The 22,820-nt window shown below is 33.2% G+C and carries 22 protein-coding genes; 7 read left to right on the top strand and 15 right to left on the bottom strand.

Features of this window, described 5'->3' with window-relative positions; all coding sequences use genetic code 11:
- Positions 1–5 precede the first annotated feature (5 nt).
- A complete protein-coding gene (locus EQM05_RS05285) occupies positions 6–1,433 on the top strand; it encodes a TldD/PmbA family protein (protein ID WP_128749069.1) in 1,428 nt (475 codons plus the stop codon).
- Positions 1,433–2,740 carry a metallopeptidase TldD-related protein gene (locus tag EQM05_RS05280; protein WP_128749068.1) on the top strand — a complete coding sequence of 436 codons (1,308 nt, stop codon included), beginning with the start codon at positions 1,433–1,435 and terminating at the stop codon, positions 2,738–2,740. The genes EQM05_RS05285 and EQM05_RS05280 overlap by 1 nt, the downstream gene beginning before the upstream one ends.
- 48 nt (positions 2,741–2,788) lie before the next feature.
- Here EQM05_RS05280 and EQM05_RS05275 read toward each other — a convergent pair whose 3' ends face one another.
- Positions 2,789–3,310 (bottom strand): DUF2127 domain-containing protein, encoded by a 522-nt coding sequence (locus EQM05_RS05275; RefSeq protein WP_128749067.1) that lies wholly within the window; start codon positions 3,308–3,310, stop codon positions 2,789–2,791.
- A 245-nt stretch (positions 3,311–3,555) separates the two neighbouring features.
- Here EQM05_RS05275 and EQM05_RS05270 point away from each other — a divergent pair, with 245 nt between their 5' ends.
- Complete coding sequence (locus EQM05_RS05270) at positions 3,556–4,722, top strand: AI-2E family transporter (RefSeq protein WP_128749066.1); 1,167 nt, start codon at positions 3,556–3,558, stop codon at positions 4,720–4,722.
- A gap of 78 nt (positions 4,723–4,800) precedes the next feature.
- Here the strand turns inward: EQM05_RS05270 and EQM05_RS05265 are convergent, their stop codons facing one another.
- Together EQM05_RS05265 and EQM05_RS05260 are read right to left on the bottom strand one after the other, a co-directional pair.
- Positions 4,801–5,016 carry a heavy-metal-associated domain-containing protein gene (locus tag EQM05_RS05265; protein WP_128749065.1) on the bottom strand — a complete coding sequence of 72 codons (216 nt, stop codon included), beginning with the start codon at positions 5,014–5,016 and terminating at the stop codon, positions 4,801–4,803.
- Between the two features lie 110 nt (positions 5,017–5,126).
- The gene (locus tag EQM05_RS05260) at positions 5,127–7,004 is read right to left on the bottom strand and encodes a heavy metal translocating P-type ATPase (RefSeq protein ID WP_128749064.1); all 1,878 of its coding nucleotides are present in this window, start codon (positions 7,002–7,004) and stop codon (positions 5,127–5,129) included.
- A 179-nt stretch (positions 7,005–7,183) separates the two neighbouring features.
- Here EQM05_RS05260 and EQM05_RS05255 point away from each other — a divergent pair, with 179 nt between their 5' ends.
- The 3 genes from EQM05_RS05255 to EQM05_RS05245 are packed head-to-tail and all read left to right on the top strand — an operon-like array spanning position 7,184 to position 10,773.
- Positions 7,184–7,828 carry a TetR/AcrR family transcriptional regulator gene (locus EQM05_RS05255; RefSeq protein ID WP_128749063.1) on the top strand — a complete coding sequence of 215 codons (645 nt, stop codon included), beginning with the start codon at positions 7,184–7,186 and terminating at the stop codon, positions 7,826–7,828.
- A 3-nt stretch (positions 7,829–7,831) separates the two neighbouring features.
- Positions 7,832–8,530 carry an ABC transporter ATP-binding protein gene (locus EQM05_RS05250; protein ID WP_128749062.1) on the top strand — a complete coding sequence of 233 codons (699 nt, stop codon included), beginning with the start codon at positions 7,832–7,834 and terminating at the stop codon, positions 8,528–8,530.
- The gene (locus EQM05_RS05245; protein WP_128749061.1) at positions 8,530–10,773 is read left to right on the top strand and encodes an ABC transporter permease; all 2,244 of its coding nucleotides are present in this window, start codon (positions 8,530–8,532) and stop codon (positions 10,771–10,773) included. Before EQM05_RS05250 ends, EQM05_RS05245 begins: the two co-directional genes overlap by 1 nt.
- A gap of 134 nt (positions 10,774–10,907) precedes the next feature.
- Here EQM05_RS05245 and cooS read toward each other — a convergent pair whose 3' ends face one another.
- The 12 genes from cooS to EQM05_RS05185 all read right to left on the bottom strand — a co-directional run bounded on the left by cooS (position 10,908) and on the right by EQM05_RS05185 (position 21,268).
- The gene (cooS, locus tag EQM05_RS05240; protein ID WP_128749060.1) at positions 10,908–12,821 is read right to left on the bottom strand and encodes an anaerobic carbon-monoxide dehydrogenase catalytic subunit; all 1,914 of its coding nucleotides are present in this window, start codon (positions 12,819–12,821) and stop codon (positions 10,908–10,910) included.
- A 157-nt stretch (positions 12,822–12,978) separates the two neighbouring features.
- Complete coding sequence (locus EQM05_RS05235; protein WP_128749059.1) at positions 12,979–13,491, bottom strand: nitroreductase family protein; 513 nt, start codon at positions 13,489–13,491, stop codon at positions 12,979–12,981.
- A gap of 131 nt (positions 13,492–13,622) precedes the next feature.
- Complete coding sequence (locus tag EQM05_RS05230) at positions 13,623–14,288, bottom strand: VanW family protein (RefSeq protein WP_128749058.1); 666 nt, start codon at positions 14,286–14,288, stop codon at positions 13,623–13,625.
- Between the two features lie 29 nt (positions 14,289–14,317).
- Positions 14,318–14,776, bottom strand: a complete 459-nt coding sequence (locus tag EQM05_RS05225; RefSeq protein WP_128749057.1) for a GNAT family N-acetyltransferase — start codon at positions 14,774–14,776, stop codon at positions 14,318–14,320.
- Between the two features lie 142 nt (positions 14,777–14,918).
- Complete coding sequence (locus tag EQM05_RS05220; RefSeq protein ID WP_128749056.1) at positions 14,919–15,620, bottom strand: HD domain-containing protein; 702 nt, start codon at positions 15,618–15,620, stop codon at positions 14,919–14,921.
- A gap of 121 nt (positions 15,621–15,741) precedes the next feature.
- Positions 15,742–16,089, bottom strand: a complete 348-nt coding sequence (locus EQM05_RS05215; protein WP_128749055.1) for an inorganic pyrophosphatase — start codon at positions 16,087–16,089, stop codon at positions 15,742–15,744.
- Positions 16,090–16,453: 364 nt separating this feature from the next.
- Positions 16,454–17,626, bottom strand: coding sequence for an RNA-guided endonuclease TnpB family protein (locus EQM05_RS05210; protein WP_205694171.1), 1,173 nt, complete (start codon positions 17,624–17,626; stop codon positions 16,454–16,456).
- The gene (locus EQM05_RS05205; protein WP_128749054.1) at positions 17,589–18,062 is read right to left on the bottom strand and encodes an IS607 family transposase; all 474 of its coding nucleotides are present in this window, start codon (positions 18,060–18,062) and stop codon (positions 17,589–17,591) included. Before EQM05_RS05205 ends, EQM05_RS05210 begins: the two co-directional genes overlap by 38 nt.
- Before the next feature lie 199 nt (positions 18,063–18,261).
- Complete coding sequence (locus tag EQM05_RS05200; RefSeq protein WP_128749053.1) at positions 18,262–19,140, bottom strand: radical SAM protein; 879 nt, start codon at positions 19,138–19,140, stop codon at positions 18,262–18,264.
- Between the two features lie 24 nt (positions 19,141–19,164).
- Positions 19,165–19,908, bottom strand: a complete 744-nt coding sequence (locus EQM05_RS05195; protein ID WP_243108124.1) for an HAD family hydrolase — start codon at positions 19,906–19,908, stop codon at positions 19,165–19,167.
- 4 nt (positions 19,909–19,912) lie between these two features.
- Positions 19,913–20,431, bottom strand: a complete 519-nt coding sequence (locus EQM05_RS05190; protein WP_128749052.1) for a GNAT family N-acetyltransferase — start codon at positions 20,429–20,431, stop codon at positions 19,913–19,915.
- Positions 20,432–20,479: 48 nt separating this feature from the next.
- Positions 20,480–21,268 (bottom strand): lipid II flippase Amj family protein, encoded by a 789-nt coding sequence (locus EQM05_RS05185; protein WP_243108122.1) that lies wholly within the window; start codon positions 21,266–21,268, stop codon positions 20,480–20,482.
- 192 nt (positions 21,269–21,460) lie between these two features.
- On the opposite strand from EQM05_RS05185, the gene EQM05_RS05180 reads away from it, so the two are divergent.
- Positions 21,461–22,735, top strand: a complete 1,275-nt coding sequence (locus EQM05_RS05180; RefSeq protein WP_128748436.1) for a transposase — start codon at positions 21,461–21,463, stop codon at positions 22,733–22,735.
- Positions 22,736–22,820: the final 85 nt, after the last annotated feature.

Below are 22,820 nucleotides of genomic sequence, written 5' to 3'. Positions count from 1 at the left end.
AATTCATGAAAGTAAACATGTCACATTTTTTAATGGAAACAAAACCTGAAATAAAAAAGTTAGTTGATATTCTATCAAAAGACTTTAAATATGTTTCCGTATTAGGAACTGATGTATCAGGTAAAATTTATTCCATAAGAAAAACAGGAATAAACTTTCAGGATTCATTTTGGAATGAAAGAGGGTTTGTAGTTAAAATTTATAACGGGATTAATTATTCTGAGTTTTCATTTAATGAAATCCCGCAGGGAAATATACAATTGCTTGCAGATAAAATCAAAAGCAATATTTTAAAACAGCTTGGACAGGTAAATAACACAAATGTAATCAATAATTACCCGCTGATAAATGAAGAAGAATTAACGGAAAGTTATATTGGAGAAGTTGGGGTTATTCCAGAAATCACAGGCAGTGAAGCTATAATAAAAAAAATGACTGCTGTTAAGGATAAGGCTTCTGCAGCTTCTGATGTTTTATTTGACTGCATAGTTAATTATCAGCATGTACATGTTTCCAAAATATTTATATCAAATAAAAAGGATTTAATGCAGTCCTATATTTTTAGTGAAGGTGGTATAGTTACCTTAGTAAAAAAAGATGACAATATTAAATACTGTTATCAGCCTTTCTCAGGACTTTATGGTACTGAGCTTATAGATTCAATGGAAGAAAAAGTGGATAAATTAGTTCATACCACAGAAAAGCTGCTGGATGCAAAGCAGATTGTACCTGGAGAGTACGATGTAATTTGTTCTCCTGATGTTTCAGGAATTATTGCACATGAAGCCTTTGGTCATGGTGTGGAAATGGATATGTTCGTTAAAAACAGAGCATTGGCAGTGAATTACATGGGCAAGCAGATTGCATCAAATCTTGTAACCATGAGAGACGGTGCAAAATCTGCAAAGGAAGTTTCCTCATACCTTTTTGATGACGAGGGCGTACTTGGTACAGATACGGTTATTATTGATAAAGGAATTTTAAAAGCTGGCTTATCAGATACACAGTCTTCCCTTTATCTTAAAACCACTCCTACAGGAAATGGAAAAAGACAGTCTTTTGAAAGAAAAGCCTATGCAAGAATGACAAATACATTCTTTGAACCAGGAAAAGATAAGCTTTCTGATATGATAGCCTCCATAAAACATGGATATTTTATTGACTGTCCAATGAGCGGCATGGAAGATCCTAAAAATTGGGGAATTCAGTGTATGGTGCAGTACGGCATTGAAATAAAAGACGGTAAGCTTACGGACAATTATGTATCCCCAATAGTTATGACAGGATATGTGCCTGATCTGCTCAAATCTATATCAATGGTGTCTGAAAAGGTTTATCTCAGCGGATCGGGAGCATGTGGAAAAGGCTATAAGGAATACGTAAAGGTATCCTGCGGAGGGCCATACATTAAAGGGAAAGCGAGGTTAGGATAATGAACAGCAATTTTTCTAATATTATTGAAGATGTGCTTAAGGAATGTAAAATTTCTCAATATAAAATAATTGAAACAGGAACTGTCTCCTGCGAAATGTTTTTTATTAAAAAAGCCCTTGATTTAAGCAGAGGTAAAGACGTTACTCATTATACAGTTACAGTGTACAAAGATTTTGAAGATAATGGCAAAAAATATAAGGGGTCTTCTCTGGTAAAAATCCACCCAACAATGAATAGGGATGAAATTAAGTCAGCCATTTTAGATGCTGCACTGGCATGTAATTTTATTAAAAATGAATACTATGAAATTAATGTTAAAAACATTAAAAAGAAATACCCTTGCCAAAGCAACTTTAAAGAAAATGATATATGCCACTGGATGGGTGACATGTCAAGAGCCCTATATAAAAATGATAACAAGGAAAAGGGCTGGATAAATTCTTCTGAGATTTTTTTAAATAAAACATATACCAGAATAATAACCTCAAATGGGGTAGATGAATATTTCGAAGGCTATGATGCCATGATTGAATTTGTTACTAACTGGAAGGAAAAAGAAGAAATAGAATTATATAAGAACATTAAATTCTCTGATTTTGATGAAAACTTAATAAGCAATGCTTCAGATGAAATGCTGTATTTAAGCCAGCAGAGAGCCAAGGCTTATGACAGCCTTAATTCAGGTAATTATGACGTTATATTTACTGGTTCACCTGTAGAAACTCTTCTATCCTATTATTATGATAAGGCAAAGGCTGAATCAGTTTATAATGGGACATCAAGCTTAAAGCTGGGAGATAATGTTCAGGGAGATAATGTAACTGGTGATAAAATCAGCATTGTACTTGATCCTGAGTTAAAAGGCTCTACCCTATCCACTCCCTGTGACAGCGATGGAGTTCTGCTTAAGAAAACCTGCTTATATGAAAATGGAATTTTAAAAAGTTACATTGGGGATATAAGGCACAGCTATTATTTAGGTGTTGAACCTACAGGCAATATTATGAACTATGTGGTTTCACCTGGATCTCAAAGCTATAATGATTTAAAAAATGAGAAATATGTTGAGCTTACAGCATTTTCAGATTTTCAGATAGATTCTATAACAGGAGACTTCGGAGGAGAGATAAGACTTGGATGGTACCATGATGGAAATAGTACAACGCCTATTACCGGCGGGTCAGTATCCGGAAATATGAAGGATTTTCATAGCAATATGATTTTATCCAGTGAAGTTCAGCAGATAAATAATTTCAAAGGACCAAAAGCATTGAAAATATTCAATGTGTCTATAGCTGGCAAATAAAATAAAACAACTCATATGGTTTTCTAAAATTCCATATGAGTTGTTTTTTTATTTTTTAAATTTATCCTTAATTCTCTTATATTCAATGATAGTTAGAACTATCATTACTGCATCGAAAACAGACAGTGCTATTAACAAAATTGAATGATATATTGTATAGCGATAGAGCTGATATACAATAAACAACACAAAGGAAATAATAGTAATTGGATAAGCCCATATCTTTCTCTTCCATAATAAAAACACCAAAACCAGCTTTATAAGCCCATGTGAAATGAGATAAAAAACTCCAAAATTCTGAGTACTTACAGTAAATTTAGAACTAAAATTTATCAGGTATCTGGCAATCTTATCCCTGGGATCTTCAGACAGCTCATGCTGAGTTAGTAAAACTACCAGCTTATTTAATCTGTTCGGATTTAAAAACATCAGCAGGAATCCGCCTATAATCTCTAAAATTCCATCTATACATTTTAACAATATTCCAAGTTCAAAACCTTTGTGGGCGATTTCTTTATTATTTAAACTTTTAACCTTCAGCTTATTTTCTTTATGTTCATCTTTAGACATTATTTATTTCTCCTAATCTAATAATTTGATTATATTCACTTTAGCTCTAATATTACACTCTGTCTATATTTATTCATTTAATTACTGTAACTGTTTTTAATTTTGACATAATAACATTAAGATACTATTAAATCTCTGTTTCCATATTATTAATCTTTACCGATGTTTATTAATTTATTATAATAGTTAGTAACTGCAATTAAATTAAATATTTAATCTCTGTAAAGTGAGAAAGGCTGGTTAAAATGAATTTAGATAAAAAACTATTGAAATACTGCTTATATGCCGCAGCAACAATAATTTTATCCTATATTGGTATATCTGTTTTTAATAATTTAGGAAGTATATTTAATCTGTTATTTAATACATTAGGCACAATTGCAAACCTTGTAAAGCCTCTTATTATTGCTCTTATCATTGCTTATTTATTAAAGCCTGGCGTACGATTTATTGAAAATTTCCTGGAAACCAGAAAGATTTTTAAAAAGCCGGCCTCCAGGAGAACAATAGGGATCTTAATTATGTATGCACTTATAATATCAATTTTTATTGCAATTCTAAGTGGTATATATATTATGATTGGAGGAAAGCTTTCCAATAATGTAACCATATCTGCCATGACAGGATATCTAAGTAACTATTTAAATAATTCAGCTTTATCCGTAAGTTCCATTAGTGATAAATTGAAAAGCTTAAACATTTCAATACCTGGAAATTTAAATGAGAAGTTAGCTGAAATCATCAGCAATATTCAGACATATTTTTCTGCAAGTATTGTGTCATTAACAAGTTCAGTTGTATCTCTTTTAAGCAACATAGCTTTATTTCTTATATCATTAGTACTAAGTATTTATTTATTACAGGATTCAGAGTACTTTTTGAATCTATGGAATAAAATTTTTGCACTTGTATTTAGGGAAAGCAAAACAGGAGCTAAATTAAAAGAAATATTCAATATTATAGATGATACCTTCAGCAATTATATAAGAGGACAATTACTGGAGGCTTCCATGGTAGGAATTTTGTCTGCAATTGTGCTGTTTTTTATAGGCATAGATTATGCTGTTATGATAGGAATTATTGCAGGTATTTGTAATATGATACCATACATTGGACCTATGGTGGGAACTGTTCTTGCAGTAGTTATGGCACTATTAAGTGGACAACCTATTACTGCCATATGGGCAGTTATTGGAATGCTTGCAGTTCAGCAGGTGGATAATAATTTATTAGCACCTAAAATTGTTGGTGACAGTGTAGGACTGCATCCGGTATTCACTATGCTTGCCATTCTTATAGGTGGAAATGCAGGGGGACTTATTGGCATGCTTATTGCTGTTCCTGCTGCTGCTTCCTTAAAAATATTACTTAGCAAATGGTACAATTATCACCTTGAAAAATCTAGTGATTAAATAACCCCTGGCAAAAAGGCTGGTCATATCCGGGTTAAAACCTATGTGACCGGCCTTTTTATAGTATTTTTTTAATTATTATGAGAGCTTCAACACTTCATAGCCTATGCTTCTGACAGTGTCTGCAAGTTTTTCAGGTTCCGTTATCTGCTCATCATACTGCACCTTGGCTTTACTGGAGTTAAACAAGATAGACACAGAATCCACTCCAGGAGCATTTTTAAGCGCAGTCTCGATTTTCTGTGCACACATAGGACAAACCAATTCTTCCAACTGCATAGTACATTTTTTCATATAAAATCCACTCCTTTTCATTTATATCATAATTTTACCATGGATTGTTCATAAAATATTTGACGCTAATCAACTTTTTGTAATTATATTTAAAACTGCTTTTGTCATGGCTATTTCTTTGTTTTATGAAGAAGCCTCATTGCATTCAGGATCACAACCAGGATACTTGCTTCATGTATGAACATGCCGCTTGCCATATGGATATATCCCATAAAAAGCCCTACTAAGAGCAGCAGTACTGTACCCACGGCAATAACTATATTCTGGTGCAGAACACTAGTTGTGTTTTTTGCAAGCTTTACTGCCACTGGGATGCTCTCAAGGTCTGAGCGCATTAGAACCACATCTGATGTCTCAACAGCCACATCTGTTCCGCCTCCCATGGCAATTCCTATATCGGCTGCGGCAAGGGACGGTCCGTCATTAATGCCATCTCCTACAAATGCAACTATTCTGCCTTCCTTTTGTATCTTCTGCATTGCTGAAAGCTTGTTTTCCGGCAGAAGTTCTGCCTGTACTTCATCTATTCCAATCCTAGCTGCAACTGCTTCTGCTGTCTTTCGGTTATCTCCCGTAAGCATAATTGTTTTTTTAATGCCTAGACGCTTTAGATTTGCAATGGTTTCTGCTGCGTTGTCCTTAATCTTATCAGAAATAGCAAACAGCGCTAAAATCTTTCCATTGTCAGAAAGCATAACTGTGGATGCTCCACTTTCTGCTGCCTCCTGTAAATCCCCCTGCTGCTTCTCTGTTAGAGTGATGCCCTGTTCCCTCATCATCCGTGAACTGCCAGCCATAATCATATTACCGCTTATGTCAGCACGAACTCCAAGTCCCTTCAATGTTTCACTGTAAGCAGCCTCTTCAACTGTAATATTCTGCTTCTTTACATAATTCACAACTGCCTTTGCCAAAGGATGATCACTTGTGCTTTCTAAACTGGCCGCCATGTTCAAGGCCCTTGGAATATCCTTGGTGTAGCTGTAAAACTTTGTCACATCAGGATAACCTGTGGTAAGTGTTCCTGTCTTATCAAATATGAAGGTATCCACCTTTGCAAAAGTTGTCACACTATCACCGCCTTTTAGCAGTACATTGTCTCTTGCGCCCCTGCCAATACCAGCCACGTTTGCTACAGGTGCTCCTATTACCAATGCCCCCGGGCAGGCAAGTACAAGAACGGTGATTGCCGTATCCAGGTTATGGGTAAAGAGAAGCACAAGTGCTGCCACTACAACGGTTGCTGGAGTATACCATTTAGCAAACTTGTCAATAAATCTTTCTGCAGGAGACTTAGCATCCTGTGCTTCCTCTACAAGAGCTATGATTTTCGAAAAAGTAGTATCCTCACCCACACGGGTTGCGCGCATCTGTAATGTTCCACTGTCAAGGATAGTTCCGGCATAGACCTGATCTCCGCTAACCTTATGGGCTGGAACGGATTCACCGCTTATGCTTGCCTCATTTAAATACCCTTCTCCAAATTCAATGATGCCATCAACGGCTACCTTCCCGCCAGTTTTCACAAATAAAAGGTCACCTTCTTCCACTTCATCTACATCTACCTCCTCTGGTACAGCTTTCTGGTTCTCCAATCTCCATGCAGTGGCAGGTGCCATTTCTGTAAGCATTCGAATTGCACTGCGTGTTTTCTGCAGTGTGCGCTGCTCCAGATATGTTCCCAATTGGAAAAGGAATGTCACTATAGCTGCTTCACTGTACTCTCCTATAAAAATTGCTCCAAATACTGCAATGCTAACTAAAACTTCAATGCCAATAGCTTTCATCCTAAGTCCTGTAATTGCCCTAAAGAGTATTGGCAGCCCTGCTAATACTGTGGCAGCAACATAACAAATAATTGCAGCTGCTCTCATATCAGTTAGGTGCTCTGCAAGATATCCTAACACTGTAAGTATACCTGCTGTAAATGTAAAGGCTGTATTATATTTTTTAAAGAATTGATTTAGTTTTCGATTCCATCTATTCATGTGTATTAACCCCCTATCTGTTTAAATTATAATATATCCTGCAAGGAAAGTATTTGACCTTGGTCAAGAAATCTGGTGGTTTTAAATTTTAATTGACATTGTGACCCATCAGTCATATACTATGACTATAAAGTCACATGACCTGCAGGTCACAAACTATTATAAAGAAGGTAATTAAAATGCCAAAGGAAACATTTTTAAATCTGGGCGAAGAAAAGCAGGAAAATATTATGAGAGCTGCCATAAGCAAATTTTCAAGCCTTGGTTATGAAAAAAGCAATATGGGAGATATCTCAAAAACTGCCGGAGTGGCAAAAGGCAGTATGTATCAGTATTTTGAAAACAAAAAAGAACTTTTTCTTTACTCTATACAGTGGTGTATAGATCTGCTTATGAAAAAATACAATAAATTCATTATCTCACCTGATAAAAACATTAATATATTTGACTATCTTTATGACAGCTCAAAAGAAATTATTGTTCAAATGAGAGAAGAAAGAGAAGCAGTTATTTTCATTCAGGAGGTGTTTTTAGGGAGATATAAAAATATAATGGATGAATCCATGGATTATATTTTGAAAGCTACTGACCAATATGTACTTAATTTTATAAACCAGGGTAAGAAAAATGGTTATATAAGAGAAGATATAGACGATAAACTGCTTTGCCTTTATATTACAGGAGTATCCTTTAAATTTAAGGAATATATTATAAACAGAGCAAAAAGCATGGGTCAGGAAATAATAGATGAACCCTTTGATGAATATGAAAAGGAAATTAAATCCATGATTGAATTAATGAAAAATGGCATGGGGAGGAGTTAACAAATGTTTTTAAATGTAGAAAATTTAAAAAAGAGCTACACTACAGGTGACGTCACCACAACTGTTTTAAAGGGTGCAGAAATCAGTCTTGAAAAAGGAGAAATAGGAGTCATACTTGGGCCTTCAGGATCAGGCAAATCAACACTTCTTAATATTATTGGAGGAATTGACAGATGCGATTCCGGGACGGTTATTGTTGACAATATAGTTGTGACAAAATTAAATGATAATAAACTCACAGATTATAGGAGAGATAATATAGGATTTATTTTTCAGTTTTACAACCTGATACCTAATCTTACAGTAGGTGAAAATATTGAAGTAGTTTCAAATATAAGCAAGAATCCTCTAAATACAGATGAAGTTTTAAAAGCTGTGGGAATGTGTGATAAAAAGAACAGATTCCCAAGGGAATTAAGCGGAGGTGAACAGCAGAGAGTATCAATTGCAAGGGCAATGATTAAGAATCCAAAGCTTCTGTTATGTGATGAGCCTACTGGAGCCCTTGATTTTTTAACCTCCAGAGAAATATTAAAGCTTATACAGAAAGTAAACAAGGAATTTGGCACAACCATACTTATGATAACTCACAATACTGCTATAAGCGCCATGGCAAATAAAGTATACAAAGTTAAAAGCGGAGAAATTGAAGGAAGCATTGTTAATAAAACAATTATACCTGCAGAAAGGATTGAGTGGTAATGGTTATAAACAGGAAAATAAAGAGAACTATGAAGGAAAGCAAATCTCAATATGCTGGTTCCTTAGTACTCATTATTTTAAGCTGTGTTCTTTTTACATTATTTAATTTACTTTCAATTAATTTATCAGGTTTAACAGCCTCCTTTGAAAAAAATTATAATCAGGAGGATGCAAATTTTACAGCTGATAAAAAAATCAATAATATAGATGCTTTGGAATCAAAGTTCAATATAAGCATGGAGGAAACAAAATCACTTGATTATTCAGTTTCAAATGGCAAAACATTAAGGATATTCAGAGAAAACTCAAAGGTTGATTTACCAGCTGTAACTGAAGGAAAGCCATTAAGCATGAATAATATTTTAATTGATCCTGCCTATGCTAAAGCTAATAAATTAAACATTGGAGACAGTATACACATATATAATAAAAAATTCAAAATATGCGGCTTTGTTTCTCTTCCAAATTATATATATCCACTTAGATCAGAATCAGATATAATGAATGACCCCAAGAGCTTTGGCATTGCAGTACTAAGCAGGGATGATTTTAACAGTCTTAATAAAGGCAACAGCTCTTATGCTGTAAGGTTTAATGGAGATAAAAGTAATTTAGATTATAGAATGTCACAGCTTAAGGATTATTTAAAAAGTGAAAACATAATAGTTCTTAACTGGCTGAATGTTACGGATAATACTAGGGTAAACTATGTAACTGCAAAGCTTAAAGGCATTGGCAGCATGAGCTCGTCTGTACCTGTTTTGATATTAATTCTTACATGCATATTAACAGGTATTGTTATGTGGAGGATGCTTAAAAGAGAATCTGTTATTATAGGTACCCTTTATGCCCTGGGCTATAGGAAAAGGGAGATATTTAAGCACTATCTGATGTATCCGCTGTGTATATCACTTTCAGGAGGAATAATTGGAACTGTTTTAGGTATTATTACTTTAAAACCTATGATTAATTTTATGATTTCTTATTTTAATATGCCTGTTAGCTCCATTGACTACAGCTTAACTTATATTTCAGTAAGTGTTCTTCTTCCAGTAGTATTTTTAATCACCTGCAGCTATTTCGTTATAAATGCATCACTTAAAAGTTCTCCTGTGGAGCTTATGCGAGGCGGAAAAAAGAATGATAAGGTAAGCTTTATTGAGAGACATCTAAAGCTTAATAAATTAAGTTTTAATACTAAGTTTAAGGTTAGAGAACAGCTTAGAAGCATTACAAGAAGCGTATTTCTTCTGCTTGGAGTAATAATGGCGACAATGCTTCTTTTAATGGGCTTTACTGAAAAGAATTCACTGGATTATTTAATGAAGGACTCCTTCAATGATGCATTTAAATATAATTATACCTATGTATTTAATTCCATGCAGCATTCTAAACCTGATAAGGGTGAAGCTTTTTCAGAAATACCATCATCTGCAAAAGGAAACAGTAAATTGACCTTTGCAGTATATGGCGTAAGTGAAAATTCTCAGTATATTTCCTTTAAGGATAAATCAGGTGACACATTAAATTCTGATAAGGTAATTGTAACAAGGCCTCTGGCTGACAAGCTTAATTTAAAGCCTGATGATACAGTTACAGTGGTGAGTAAGCTTGATTCAAAAGAATACAGTTTAAAAGTAGATGGTATTGCTGAAACCTACGTTGGACAGTATATTTATGTCCCTTTAGATAGGCTTAATTCCACGCTTAACTTCCCCAAAGGCAGCTATATGGGCCTATGGAGCAGTGAAAAGCTTAATATTCCAGAAGAAAAGTTACAGACAGTGGTAACTTCAGATGATATGAAAAAGGCCCTTGATACAATGACAGCACCTCTTCAGTCCTTTATAGGTGCCATATCATTTATGTCCTTCTTAATCGGACTTATTGTAATATATGTGGTGACATCCCTGACTATTGAGGAAAACAGGGAAAACATTTCACTTATGAAGGTGCTTGGATATAGGAAAAAGGAAATTTACTCTCTTATTTTAAACAGCTCCACCTTTATAGTAATCCTTGGTTATATTTTAGGAATTCCTCTTCTTCTTGTTTCTTTGGATGCATTATTTAAATCAGTTACAAAGGATATGACAATATCCATGCCAATTAAAATAAATTATGCCTATACTATATTTGGATTTGTAATAATATGCCTTACCTATGAGCTTTCCAAGCTGCTTAGCAGAAGAAAAATCAACAGAGTTTCAATGGTGGAAGCTTTAAAGGCAGGACAGGAATGACTTCAGTTAAAAGTTTAGAGTTAACAGTTAACAGTTCAGAGGTAAGAAGTAAGAACTAATAGTTGAGAGTTTAGAGTTGATGGGGGTATTAAATTGTTGCTTTGGTGCAATAATTTAGTACCCTCATTATATTTTTAGCTTAGTCCCATTGCTTTTCTTTTAATCAATATATGTGATTCAATGTTGTTGGCTACTTCTATAGGGTTATCTCCTAAGGCAACCTTGCCGCCTGTGAGTTTTTCCACATCCTCTGTAAGGAGTTTTACAAGCTTGCTGGCACCTGTTATAAATGGAGTTGGAGATAAATGTGTATAAGCTCCATAAGCAACAGCAAACATGCCATCTATTGTTGCTTTCTGCTCCATCCATTCAGGTGCAGTTACTGCAATAGGAAGGTCAGGAATATCCACATCAAGATGATTAGCAAGTTCAGTAACAAGCATGGATATTCTTCCTGTATCAGTACATGTTCCAAAGCTTAAAACAGGAGGAATTTTCAACATATTACATACCTGTTTAAGCCCTGCACCTGCTATATTTACTGCATCTAAATTACATAGCCCTGCAACCTCCAGTGCATGGTTGCCGCAGCCTCCAGCCACAACTAAAATATCCTTTTTAATTAATTGCTTTACAAGGTTTACTGTATTCCAGTCCTGAGGCCCGTTTCGTAGTGTAGAACAGTTTGCAAGAGCCACTATTCCTTTAATTTTTCCTGCTGCCATTACATCTACTAATGGATCTAATTTATTACCCAGGGCACCTAAAACAGCTTCCGTAGAAAATCCAGCTATAGCCTTTTGTGTTATCTTTGGAACCTTTGGTACAATCTTATCCTTTCTCTTTTTAAAATTTTCTATGGCTAAATCTATTAGCTTATCAGCAGTTTCATTCACCTTTGCAGGATCATAGGGAAACATATGACTAAGTCCCGGCAATCCTATTATTGTGCTTACTCCAACTAGTGTTGCCTGATACTTTTCAGCATACTGATCTATATCAGGAGGTGAACAGTTTTCTTCCATTGCCATAACATCCACTGTTCCTGTGGCTAAAAGAGGTTCTATGGTGAGCCAGTTACCCATAAGTCCAACAAATACATTATCTATTGGAAATCTTTGCAGAAGCTCCTGACCTGTTTCAATGGAACCAACTATTCTGAGTCCTTTTGCGCCTGCTGCCTTTGCTCTTTCCTGTACCTCAGGTGCCTTTGCCTTTTGCAGAGTAGCAACTCCAGGCCATGGCTGATGTCCGTTAAATACAATGTTTATATAATCAGGGTCCATTATTCCCAAATCCACATTTACCTCATGTGGAGCTGGAGTTCCAAATAGTATATCCTGTGTCATCTCCAGTCCTATCTGAGCTGTATAAATTGTAGCTAATCCTAATGATAAGGCTTTCTTTGCAAGAGATACATAATCTCCATCCACATTGGTTAAGCAGCTTGATACTGCATTTTGCTCCTCATGAACTACTCCTGAGGGATAAATTCCAATGTCCTTCCACACCTGTTTTCTTTTTCTTGGAGCAAATACATCTACCATTACACTTGGTTCATCCACGTCTTTTCCCATTTCTGCCTCTAAGAAATCAGCTAACTCCACAGCCATTTTATTTATTTCCTGATTTGTGTTAATACCAACTTTGCCGCACATCCATTTTAGTTTTTCAGTATCCTTTATTTTAAAAGGACTTTTTCCCTGCCCTGTTGACCTTAATGTTCTGAAAGCCTCATAGGCATGGTGGCTGTATGTACCTGCTCCCATAATATTTCTAAGCAGCATATTTCTCATTGCCATACCATCTGGGCCTATACCGCATACTCCCTTTTGCTGCTCTCCCTTTAGATTAATTCTGCAGGGACCCTGAGAACACAGCTGGCAGCTTAATCCCTCCAGACAAAATTTACATCTTATTTTTTCCTGAGATGCATATCTGTCAAAAACATTGGACATTCCATCCTGTCTTATTCTTTTAAGCATTTCTTCAACAGAGTCATGATAACTTACACGGCCTTCTGTTTTTTCTAATATAGTTTCACTCATTGAATTTACCTCCTGTAAAATGAACTCTATGTTAGTTTATCTTTCAGAAGGATATATATGCATAAATCTTTTGCAGCAATCAAAGTAATAGCAAATAGAAAGGGCGTAATGATTATTTTTATAAACATCGTGCCCTCTTTATTCATTTTATTTACTGTTACTTAACTGTTGTTTTGTCCCAGTGTATTCTTTTTTCATCAAATCTATCTATAAATTTATTTTCCTGCCCATCTGGATATCCAAGTGCGATTACGCAGAATGGTTTTAAGTTTTCATTTAAATTAAACATTTCCTTTATATAATCTTCTCTTTCTTTAATTGATGCCACTCCAAGCCATACTGCACCAAGATCTAATTCAACAGCCTCAAGTAAAATATTTTCTGCTGCCGCTGCCATATCCTGCTGCCAAATACCAGGAAATTTCATTTTTTTCTCATCAGCCATCAGCACAAATACAGCAGCAGCACCCTCTATAGGCTTTGCATATGGGCTCATTTTTGAAAGCTTCTTTAAATTATCCTTTTGCTGAATAACTATAAACTCCCATGGCTGCTGATTCCCAGCAGATGGGGCCTGCATAGCAGCTCTAAGCAGCTTTTCTATTTTTTCCTTCTCTATTGGCTTTCCTTTATATTTTCTTATACTTCTTCTGTTAAATATAGAATTCATTTTTCATAACCTCCATAATCTTAATCTTTTATAATTTCTATATTACCATAAAATTTAATTGAATCGTCTTCGATTACTAGTATTTATTTTCTCTGTCTGTAGTATGTTCAATTAATCCCACAGAAGGATTGTTACTTTTCATAAACTTCATATATATATATAGAAGGTTCTGAACTTCTCCACTCTCCAATAAGGTTTTCATCTGTTAAAAAAACTATAAGCTGATAATCATTTCCCGTATTATTATATATCTGCAAATCCAAAGAATTATATGAACAGGTAGCCCCAGTTCCAAATGGCTGAGTTCTGTTAACATCAGGAAATATATCATGGCTGTGCCTGTGTCTTTCAGTTACAGTCAATGGTGAATGTAAAGTTATCCAGTAAATCATATTTGACAGCTGGCAAAGGCCTCCTCCAACCGATGACTTGAAAGTTCCATCAGGGCATAATGTAAGTCCATCCAAGTAACCCTTTTTATATGAAGTTCTGCCTATAAGCTTCCAGTAAGAAAAAGTTTCTCCAGGTCTGATTACTATTCCATTAATTTTTTCTATAGCAATTTTAAGATTTGTTACTTTATTATATTGAAGACGTATATCCACATCCTTGAGTTTTCTAATGAGAGGAGTACTGTGTTTAAAAATACTGTAAGGATATTTTTCTTTAACTATATGTTTTGCATAAACTTTCCCGCTTAAATACCATTGTCTGTGCCTTTTTATCGAATAATATGTTTTCCCAAGGAGCATTCTGATTTTAGACCTGTTTATCTGCTTCTTGTCCATATATAACATTTTTCCTATCCTCCATTATTATCTTCACATTAGTCAACTCGTGGTTTTACAGGCAAAGTCATTATATACCTGCTGTTACCAATATTTTTTGTGATTTTATATCCATTTCTCAAATATAAATTAATAGCTCCTTGATTCTTTGCAAATACATATAGGAACACATCTTTATTCCTTTCTTTTGCAGTTGCATAAATATAATTTAAGACTTTTGTTCCGATACCTGTTCCCCGAAATTCGTTAAAAACAAAAAAATCATCAAGCTCCAGTTTTTCATCCTGATCATGCAGATAGTAATAACCTGTTTTAATCTCACCAAGATATATACAATTATAGCTTTCTATATTTTTTTCTATTTTTTCTCTAACCCAGGCAAAAATCTTAGGGAAATTAAGATTTTTGTTAGTTTCATATTTCTTTATGAGATTTTTATTTAAATTAAATATTTTATCTATATCATTACCTGAGGCTCTTCTAAATGTAATTTCCATAATTTATCCCCCCACAACTTAGAAACCTATATATAGATTATAAACCACAACTTTACATATAATCATATATTTTAGAAAACTTATATTACCACTGTTTTTTAACAGCTTCTGTTTAATATTTTATATAAAGATTATCTATATTTTATTGTTCCGCATTTTTAAAATAATCTTCAATACTAGCTTCACCAAACATTTCAGTACCATATAATTCATCTTTAAGCTGCTTGTCCAAAGATACTATAAAATTTTTTTTTGCTTTTAAAATTGATTTTGCTGTTTCAGTTTTTAACAGCTTAATCTTTTTGTCACAAAAGCTAATTTCAAAATTATTGATTCTATCAGAAAGCAAATTAAAAAAATATGGATTACTTCTGTCTATCCAGCTTGATGCCATAAATACTGACATAATTCCTATTTCATCTAAAATGTCGGCATCTTTCAATACCTGCAAACAATAATCCGATTCATCATCTTCCTTATTTGAATGGTTTTCAATTAGATATAATAATCTATTCGGTTCTTTAATGCCATGTAATATTTCCTGATTATTATTAAGCCAATTATTAATAATATTTCTTCCAGTTACTGCATGGTCTTCTTTATTATCAACTTTCCCTATATCATGAAGTAAGGCAGCTAAACGCAAAGTTAAAATTTCCTCGGATGATAAGGATTGCATTTCACCGTCCAATATCTTTTTAACATAGCCCTCAACTCTAAAGGAATGCAATATTATAAACTCCCAATTATTGCGCCAGGGATGTATGGTTTCATAGTCAATATTTTTATTCTTTAAATATGAAACCAAGAAATTCCTGCCCTCTTTCAATATGGTTTCCTCCATGTTAATTTCCCCCTATCATTTCTATATTTTTAAAATTTTTTTTAAATCCATTAGAAATTTTGGAAGTCCTAATGCCTGCATTGCATTTAATACTACCTCATTTATGGAGGCATCTAAACAGTTATCTCCTAATTAAAATTCCCTTCATATTTGGTTTGTCATTATGAGTATGAAAAATTTTTTGTTTTTCCTTTTCAGTACATCCAATTAGTATTTTGATCTCTGAATCCCTTTTCTTTAAATCCAATGTACACATTATTGCATCCACTTTTTGTTCCTTGTCTGTTCCTCTCCACACATCAATGCCGCCGCCATCCATTGATTTCGTATTTTTTAAATAACCATAATCAACTTCATAAAAAAAATCGTGAAAATTTGGATGCACTGATCCTTTAGGCCTATCAATAACAATCTCCGACTGCTGCACAAAATTATCAAGGGCATTCCAGAATTCTAAATTGTATTCCATTAATAATTCCCCCGCTTATATTATATTTACTAAATTATAACATACCTAATGAACCCTGACATAACAGGAACAGTTTTTGCTGCTGACTTAAAAGGGAGTTTTGCATCAGCAGTTTTAACCGCTAATGCTACAGATCCTTTATTTGAACTACAACAACATATGTCACAGTTCCTTCCTTCCATTTACAATCTATAAAATATATTTGAGTACCTTCTGCTACTCAAAATATGGTCAAATGTATCCATACTGAGATAATTCCTGTTTCATTGTACCCTGCCTTGCCTAAGCTACTACAGTTTGTATAGCACTCCACAGGCGTAAATTCCCGAAATAGCCTTCGGTACACATATAAGCGCTTGTTTAATTAAGCTATCTTATATTCTTTAGCATTAGCTAAATTGATTGAAGCATTTAAATCTCTATCAATAGAAGTATTGCAATTATCACATTTATACACCCTATCTGATAGTTTTAAATCTTTCTTAATCTTTCCGCAGCAACTGCAGGTTTTACTACTTGGATAGAATCTATCAACTATTCTTATTTCTATATTATTTTGTTTTGCTTTTGAAATAAGTTTAATTCTAAATTCATAAAACTTTTGCTGTGCAACTGCCTTTGCTAAATGTCTATTCTTCATCATTCCTCTTACATTTAAATCTTCTATGGTAATAAAGCGTGGTTTTTGCTTTATTAATTCACTTACTGTTTTATTAATATAATCAGTTCTAATATTTGTAAGTCTTTGATGAAGTTTTTGTACCTTGACTATTTGTTTTTGGATATTCTGACGAGTAGCTTCTCCTTTCTCTTTCTTATTTCTTAATTTCAAGCTTTCATATTTCCTTGAAAGTTTTCTTTGCTCACGTTTTAGTTTCTTTTCTGCTTTTTTAACTGTTTTAGTTTTATTAATATTCTTCTTAGTTATTCCATTACTGCAAATTGCAAAATCTTTGAGTCCCAAATCCACCCCTATTCCTTCAGAACAACGTTTATTATTAATCTTTATATCTTCATCAACTAATACAGAGACATAATATCTATCAGCTTTTTGACTTACTGTTCCACTTGTTATTCTGCCATTAGCTGGTATATAGCTGTATTCTTTGAGCCCAATCCAGCCTAAAGTTGGTATTTTAATTCTATGCCTTTCAATAGTCCAGTCTGTTTCATTGTTTTTAGGAAAGTAGGCTTTAATATCTTGATTTTTCTTTTTCTTGAATTTTGGGAAGCCAGCTTCACCTTTGAAGAACTTCTTAAAAGCTTTTTCTCCATTCATAATGGCCTGTTTAACTGCTTTGGAAGATACTTTTTTAATCCATACTTTATCTTGATTATTAGGTATATACTCATTATTAAGCCACCTTGAAAAATCCATGCCACTTACAAATTTCTTTTCTTTTTCATAAACTTCTTTATTATGAGCGATATAGAAGTTATATATGAACCTGCTTACACCAATTGTCCGACGAATTTTTATTATCTGTTCTTTGGTTGGTTTAATCTCTGTTTTGTATGCTTTTTTCAACTTCTTCATCTTCCTTTATCTCTTTTTTATACTTTCTTAAACCATAAATTCTACAGCTAAAAACATGAAGTATTGAGATTACAGATGTCATACACTCATCAATAAGTTTATTCCATTTTTTACGATTATAATCCAATCCACTTCCATAATCTTCTATCACTTCATCTACAATAATTCCTTTTGCATTAGCATATTGTTTAAGAAATATAACTTGATTTTTTAAATCATCTTTCTGATTAGAAGTTGAAACTCTTGTATATATAACTACTTTTTTTCCAGAAGATGTTATACCCATAAATTCTTTATACTGTTCATAAGTATAAAACCGCCTATTTGTTGGTGTTCTAAATGCTTTTAATTTTCCTGCGTTATCCCATCGTTGTAGTGTTAAAACTGATACATTTAATAATTCAGCAAATTCTTTAGGCTTATAGTTCTTACTCAAATATAATCACTCCTTTTTTGGCGGCTATATTATATCATGTAAGAATATGCTTGTATATAAATTTATAAACTATTTTATTGCTCCTTGAGAAATATTTATAATATTATTTTTTATGGTAGGTTCAGCATTCTGAATATATCCACCACTTAATGTAATAATTTCAGGCTGGTAATCAAAATGCAATTCTAATTGACCATTATTAATCAAGTCCGGGAATCATTAGCTGCTCATGATGATTTTTTTCCTCAAACTTATGGAGATAATTGAAGCATTCCCCAATGTCACACATTATACCATGAGCTTTGCAGGTGCTTTTGAATAAACTCATTAGCCTCTCATTATTAGGGCTTGGTATCTCATATGCATATTTATACCTATCCATATATCGAGCCTTCATTCCAGGAAAATGTTCATCCAGCTTTTTATAAAAATACTCTCTGTTTCCTTCTCTTAAGGTAAGTCCCATGCCGAAGCAGATTATACCCTTCACTTTTGCCTCAATGCAATAATTCAAAATCCCACGGATATTTTCCTCTGTATCATTGATAAATGGCAGAATAGGGCTCAACCAGACTACAGTTGGAATTCCGTTATCACGCATTATCTTAAGAACTTCAAACCGTTGTTTTGTAGTACTCACATTGGGTTCTATAATTTTACACAAGGCTTCATCATATGTGGTAAGAGTCATCTGTACCACACATTTTGTGCTTTCATTTATTTTTTTAAGCAGATCAAAATCCCTTAAAATCCTTGCAGACTTGGTCAATATAGCCAATCCAAAGCCATATGAATAAATAAGCTCAATGCACTTTCTGGTGTTCATAAGCTTTTCCTCCAGATGAATATATGGATCACACATGGCACCTGTACCTATAATGCATTTCTTTCTTTTCCTGCGTAAAGCATCTTCTAACACACTTGGTGCATTGGACTTTACCTCAATATCTTCAAAATCATGATGCATCTGATAACATGTGCTTCTTGAATCACAGTAAATGCATCCATGAGTACAACCCCTATAAATATTCATTCCATTTTCAGCAGACAATATCCCCTTTACCTGAGTTTCATGCATAATATTCCCCTTCTTGTTATAATACTATTTTCTTAATTTTTTCAGCTCTGCAAGCTGTAATATTTGTTCAGGGCTTTCAAGAATATAGTCTGCATCAATTCCCGCGGATGATTTGGCGCCCCATAAAGCCAGTGCAAAATCTATATCGGCATTAAATGCACACTTCATGTCATATTTAGTATCTCCAATATATATGGTCTTTGATTTGTCTGCACATGCCAATTCAATAAACTTTAAAATTGGTTCAGCATCAGGCTTGTGTTTTTCTGTGTCATCTGCACAGACCACAATATCAAAATAATTGCCTAATCCAAATGGTAAGAAATCATTTTTAAACTCTTCCTTTGTTTTTGAGGTAACTATGCCAATTGTAATGTTCTTATCCTTTAGCCTGTCTAAAGTCTCCTGAATATTATCAAAAACCTTTACATGATAAAAATATTCTTTTAAATATCTGTTCCATTTTATGTTACAGCCTAAAATATCTCTTATTCCAAGTTTATTAAGAGTTACCTCTCCAGGAATGCCTAGTGCAAATTTTAAATCATCAAAGCTCATGTCTTTATTAAGTTCCTCAGATACTAATTTTTGAAGTGATGAAAGAACTGCAATTTCTGTATCAATAAGTGTACCATCAATATCAAATATAATAAAGTTATACATACTTTCCTCCATTACTAAATTACTACTTTTCTCAATATATGTTAATTTAAATCTTTTATCAATTACTCTTTTCCAACTTGGTCTGTCAGCAAATGTTCTCTTCATTTCATCACCTCTCCTGATTTATAAGTACATAGTTTAATTTATCCTCCCATCTATCATGCATATCATAAAAATGTTCTTCTTTATTAATAAATTCAAAACCAAATTTATCAAATATTCTCCGCATTTTTAAATTTGAACCCATTGTATCGGCATATATTTTCTTCAGTTTCAATGTATTAAATACATAATTTATAGCTAATTCAATGGCTTCAGTTCCATATCCAAATCCTTTATAATTATCATTGGCAAGTGCAATACCAAGTTCACACTGGCTTTTTTCATAATTTATTCTTTTGAAAGATAAAATGCCAATGGGAGTTCCTTCAGGTAAAAATATTCCTACTCTTGGATACCATAACTCCTTTTCTGTAATAGAATCATAGTTTTTGTCCACTTTTTCCCTATCATAAACATAAGTATCAGGATCCATAATGGTGTCAGGAACATAGGATTTCCAATACCTATGATATTCTTCTCTTTTGAAAGTTCTTAAATAGATTCGGTTCCCCTGTATTTTAATCATAGTTTTCTCCTTAACAAAATAATAGGCAAGCTTTGGTAAAGGATATATCTAAATTACTTGAGCTATAAAAGATATCACTTCAGCTGCCGGAACTAACAGGAACTGAGCTAAAATAGTGCCCGCAATTAATCCTCCAACAATAAAAATTATGCATCTGCTAAACTGTAATTCAGTACATTGTCCTTTTATGACATCGTCAGTTAATATGGAGACATATGGGTCTATGAATATAACCATAAGTAATGTTGCCATCCCTGTTATCAAGGATGATAAATTACTGCATGTGGTTCTCAATTCAGGATTTAAGCAGCCTGCATACAATGATGCCAAAGAACCAACAGTAAGTGCAGAAGATGCTAATGCATTAAGTAAAATAATCTTTTTGGGAATCATCTTTAAGCTTTTTAACTGTAATAAATTTTCTTTTTTAGGCTTTGTAACACTAATTTTAAACTGCTCTATTCCTGATTTCGAAAAGGCATGTAACAATAATTTAGGAATAGAACGATTAATACTAAACGATTCTACTGCTTTTCCTAACATTTTTATAAATGTTGGCATCAGCAATGCCCCAATAATTGTTGCTGCTGTTGTTGAAAATAAAATCCATCTAAATATATATAATAAATTTTCGGCATTTCCTATTCTTATAGAGCTCTCAATTTTCTTAGACAATAGTGGTGCTTGAATACTATTGGCAGTTCTTGATATTAATGCAAAAATGCTGAATACTGCTGAAGATACAGCAATTCTACCTGTTTTTACCCCAACAATCCTTACAGAATAGGAAAGTGTTGAAATTATATAAATGATAACTGTAAGTATTAAAACCAGCAATACTTGTGTGGTTAGAGTTTCCCCTTTTTTTAAAAGACTATTTAAATAAAACCTGTGGATAAGTAAATTTAAGATTTAAAACTATCCACAGATTTATAAAATTGCATAAAAAATGAATAAAACAGTCCATTGTTTTGATATAATGAATTTGCGACAAAACAAAAATCAATAGCAGATGGAGATGTTTTATTCATGATTAATTATAGCAAATTATCGTACCAAATAAAAAGAAAATTATTAACTTTTTCAAAAAAAATCTCAATAAATTTATCAAGACCTAATTATAAATTTATTGCACAGATGATTTATGGAATTTCAGAAAGCCAGACTGTGCTTTTAAGTGGCATATCAAGAGCTCTTAAAGAGGATATCTCTTTAAAGAAAACCATTGAAAGACTTTCTAATAACCTTAGAACGTTTGATAAACAAAGTGTTGTAATAAACAACTACATTTCTGAAATAAAACCATACATTAATGACAATACAGTATTTTGCGTTGATGGTTCTGAAATCACAAAACGTAATAGTAAAGTTTTAGAAGCTATGGGCAAGGTACGTGATGGCAGCACAGGTGAAACCAATGTCAATGGATATAATTGTCTTGAAATTGCTGCACTTACAAGTAAGTATAGTATGCCTATATCTGTGTACTCAAAAATGTATTCAAACATTGAAAAAGGCTTTGTAAGTGAGAATGAAGAAACTTTTAAAGGATTAAATTTTATTAGACAAAGTTTTAATAATAAGGGCATTAAAGCTCTTGATAGGGGTTATGATAGCAGAAAGTTTTATGAATACTTTATAGATAATAAAGAAAACTTTGTTATTCGAGCAAAAGGCAATAGAAATGTTATTCATAATGGTAAAGTTATGAATATACTTAAACTTGCAAACAAGTATAAAGGAAAGTTTTCGACTATAGTCACCAATAAAGCTGGTAGGGCTAAAAAATGCAAATTTAGCTTTATACAAATAACATTGCCAGATATACCTGATAAGCCTCTTACACTTGTAGTAATAAGAGGCTTTGGCAAAATACCTATGATGCTTATCAGCAATATTAAGCCTAATGATAAGAAATTAACCTTAGCTATAATTAAGGTTTACATTAAACGTTGGAAGATAGAAGAATATTTCAGATTTAAAAAACAGCAGTTTGATTTTGAAAATATAAGAGTAAGAAGTTTAAATTCAATAAGAACTATGAATTTATTTCTAACCTTAATTATAGGTTTTGCTGCAACACTTTCAGAAAAAAGAGGAGAAAGTGCATTAATCATATGCATTCAAAACATATCTAAGCGTATTTATGATATACCTGATTTTAATTATTATGCATTAGCTGATGGTATTTATGCAGTATTAAAGAAAACGCATACTGGTATTAAAAATTTTATTAAACCGGTTTCCAAAACCAAGACTACACAACAACTAATTATGGCTCAGGTACTAGAATTAGTAGGATAACCTTAATTCAAGATATTAATTTTGGGGAAACTCTAATTGTGTGGACATTGGCTTTCCTCCTTAATTCACATGTTCACAGCTTTAA

The sequence above is a fragment of the Clostridium sp. JN-9 genome (assembly GCF_004103695.1).
Lineage (GTDB): Bacteria > Bacillota > Clostridia > Clostridiales > Clostridiaceae > JN-9.
The sequence above is the reverse complement of the archived record's forward strand: the minus strand, read 5'-3'. Positions and strand labels throughout refer to the sequence as shown.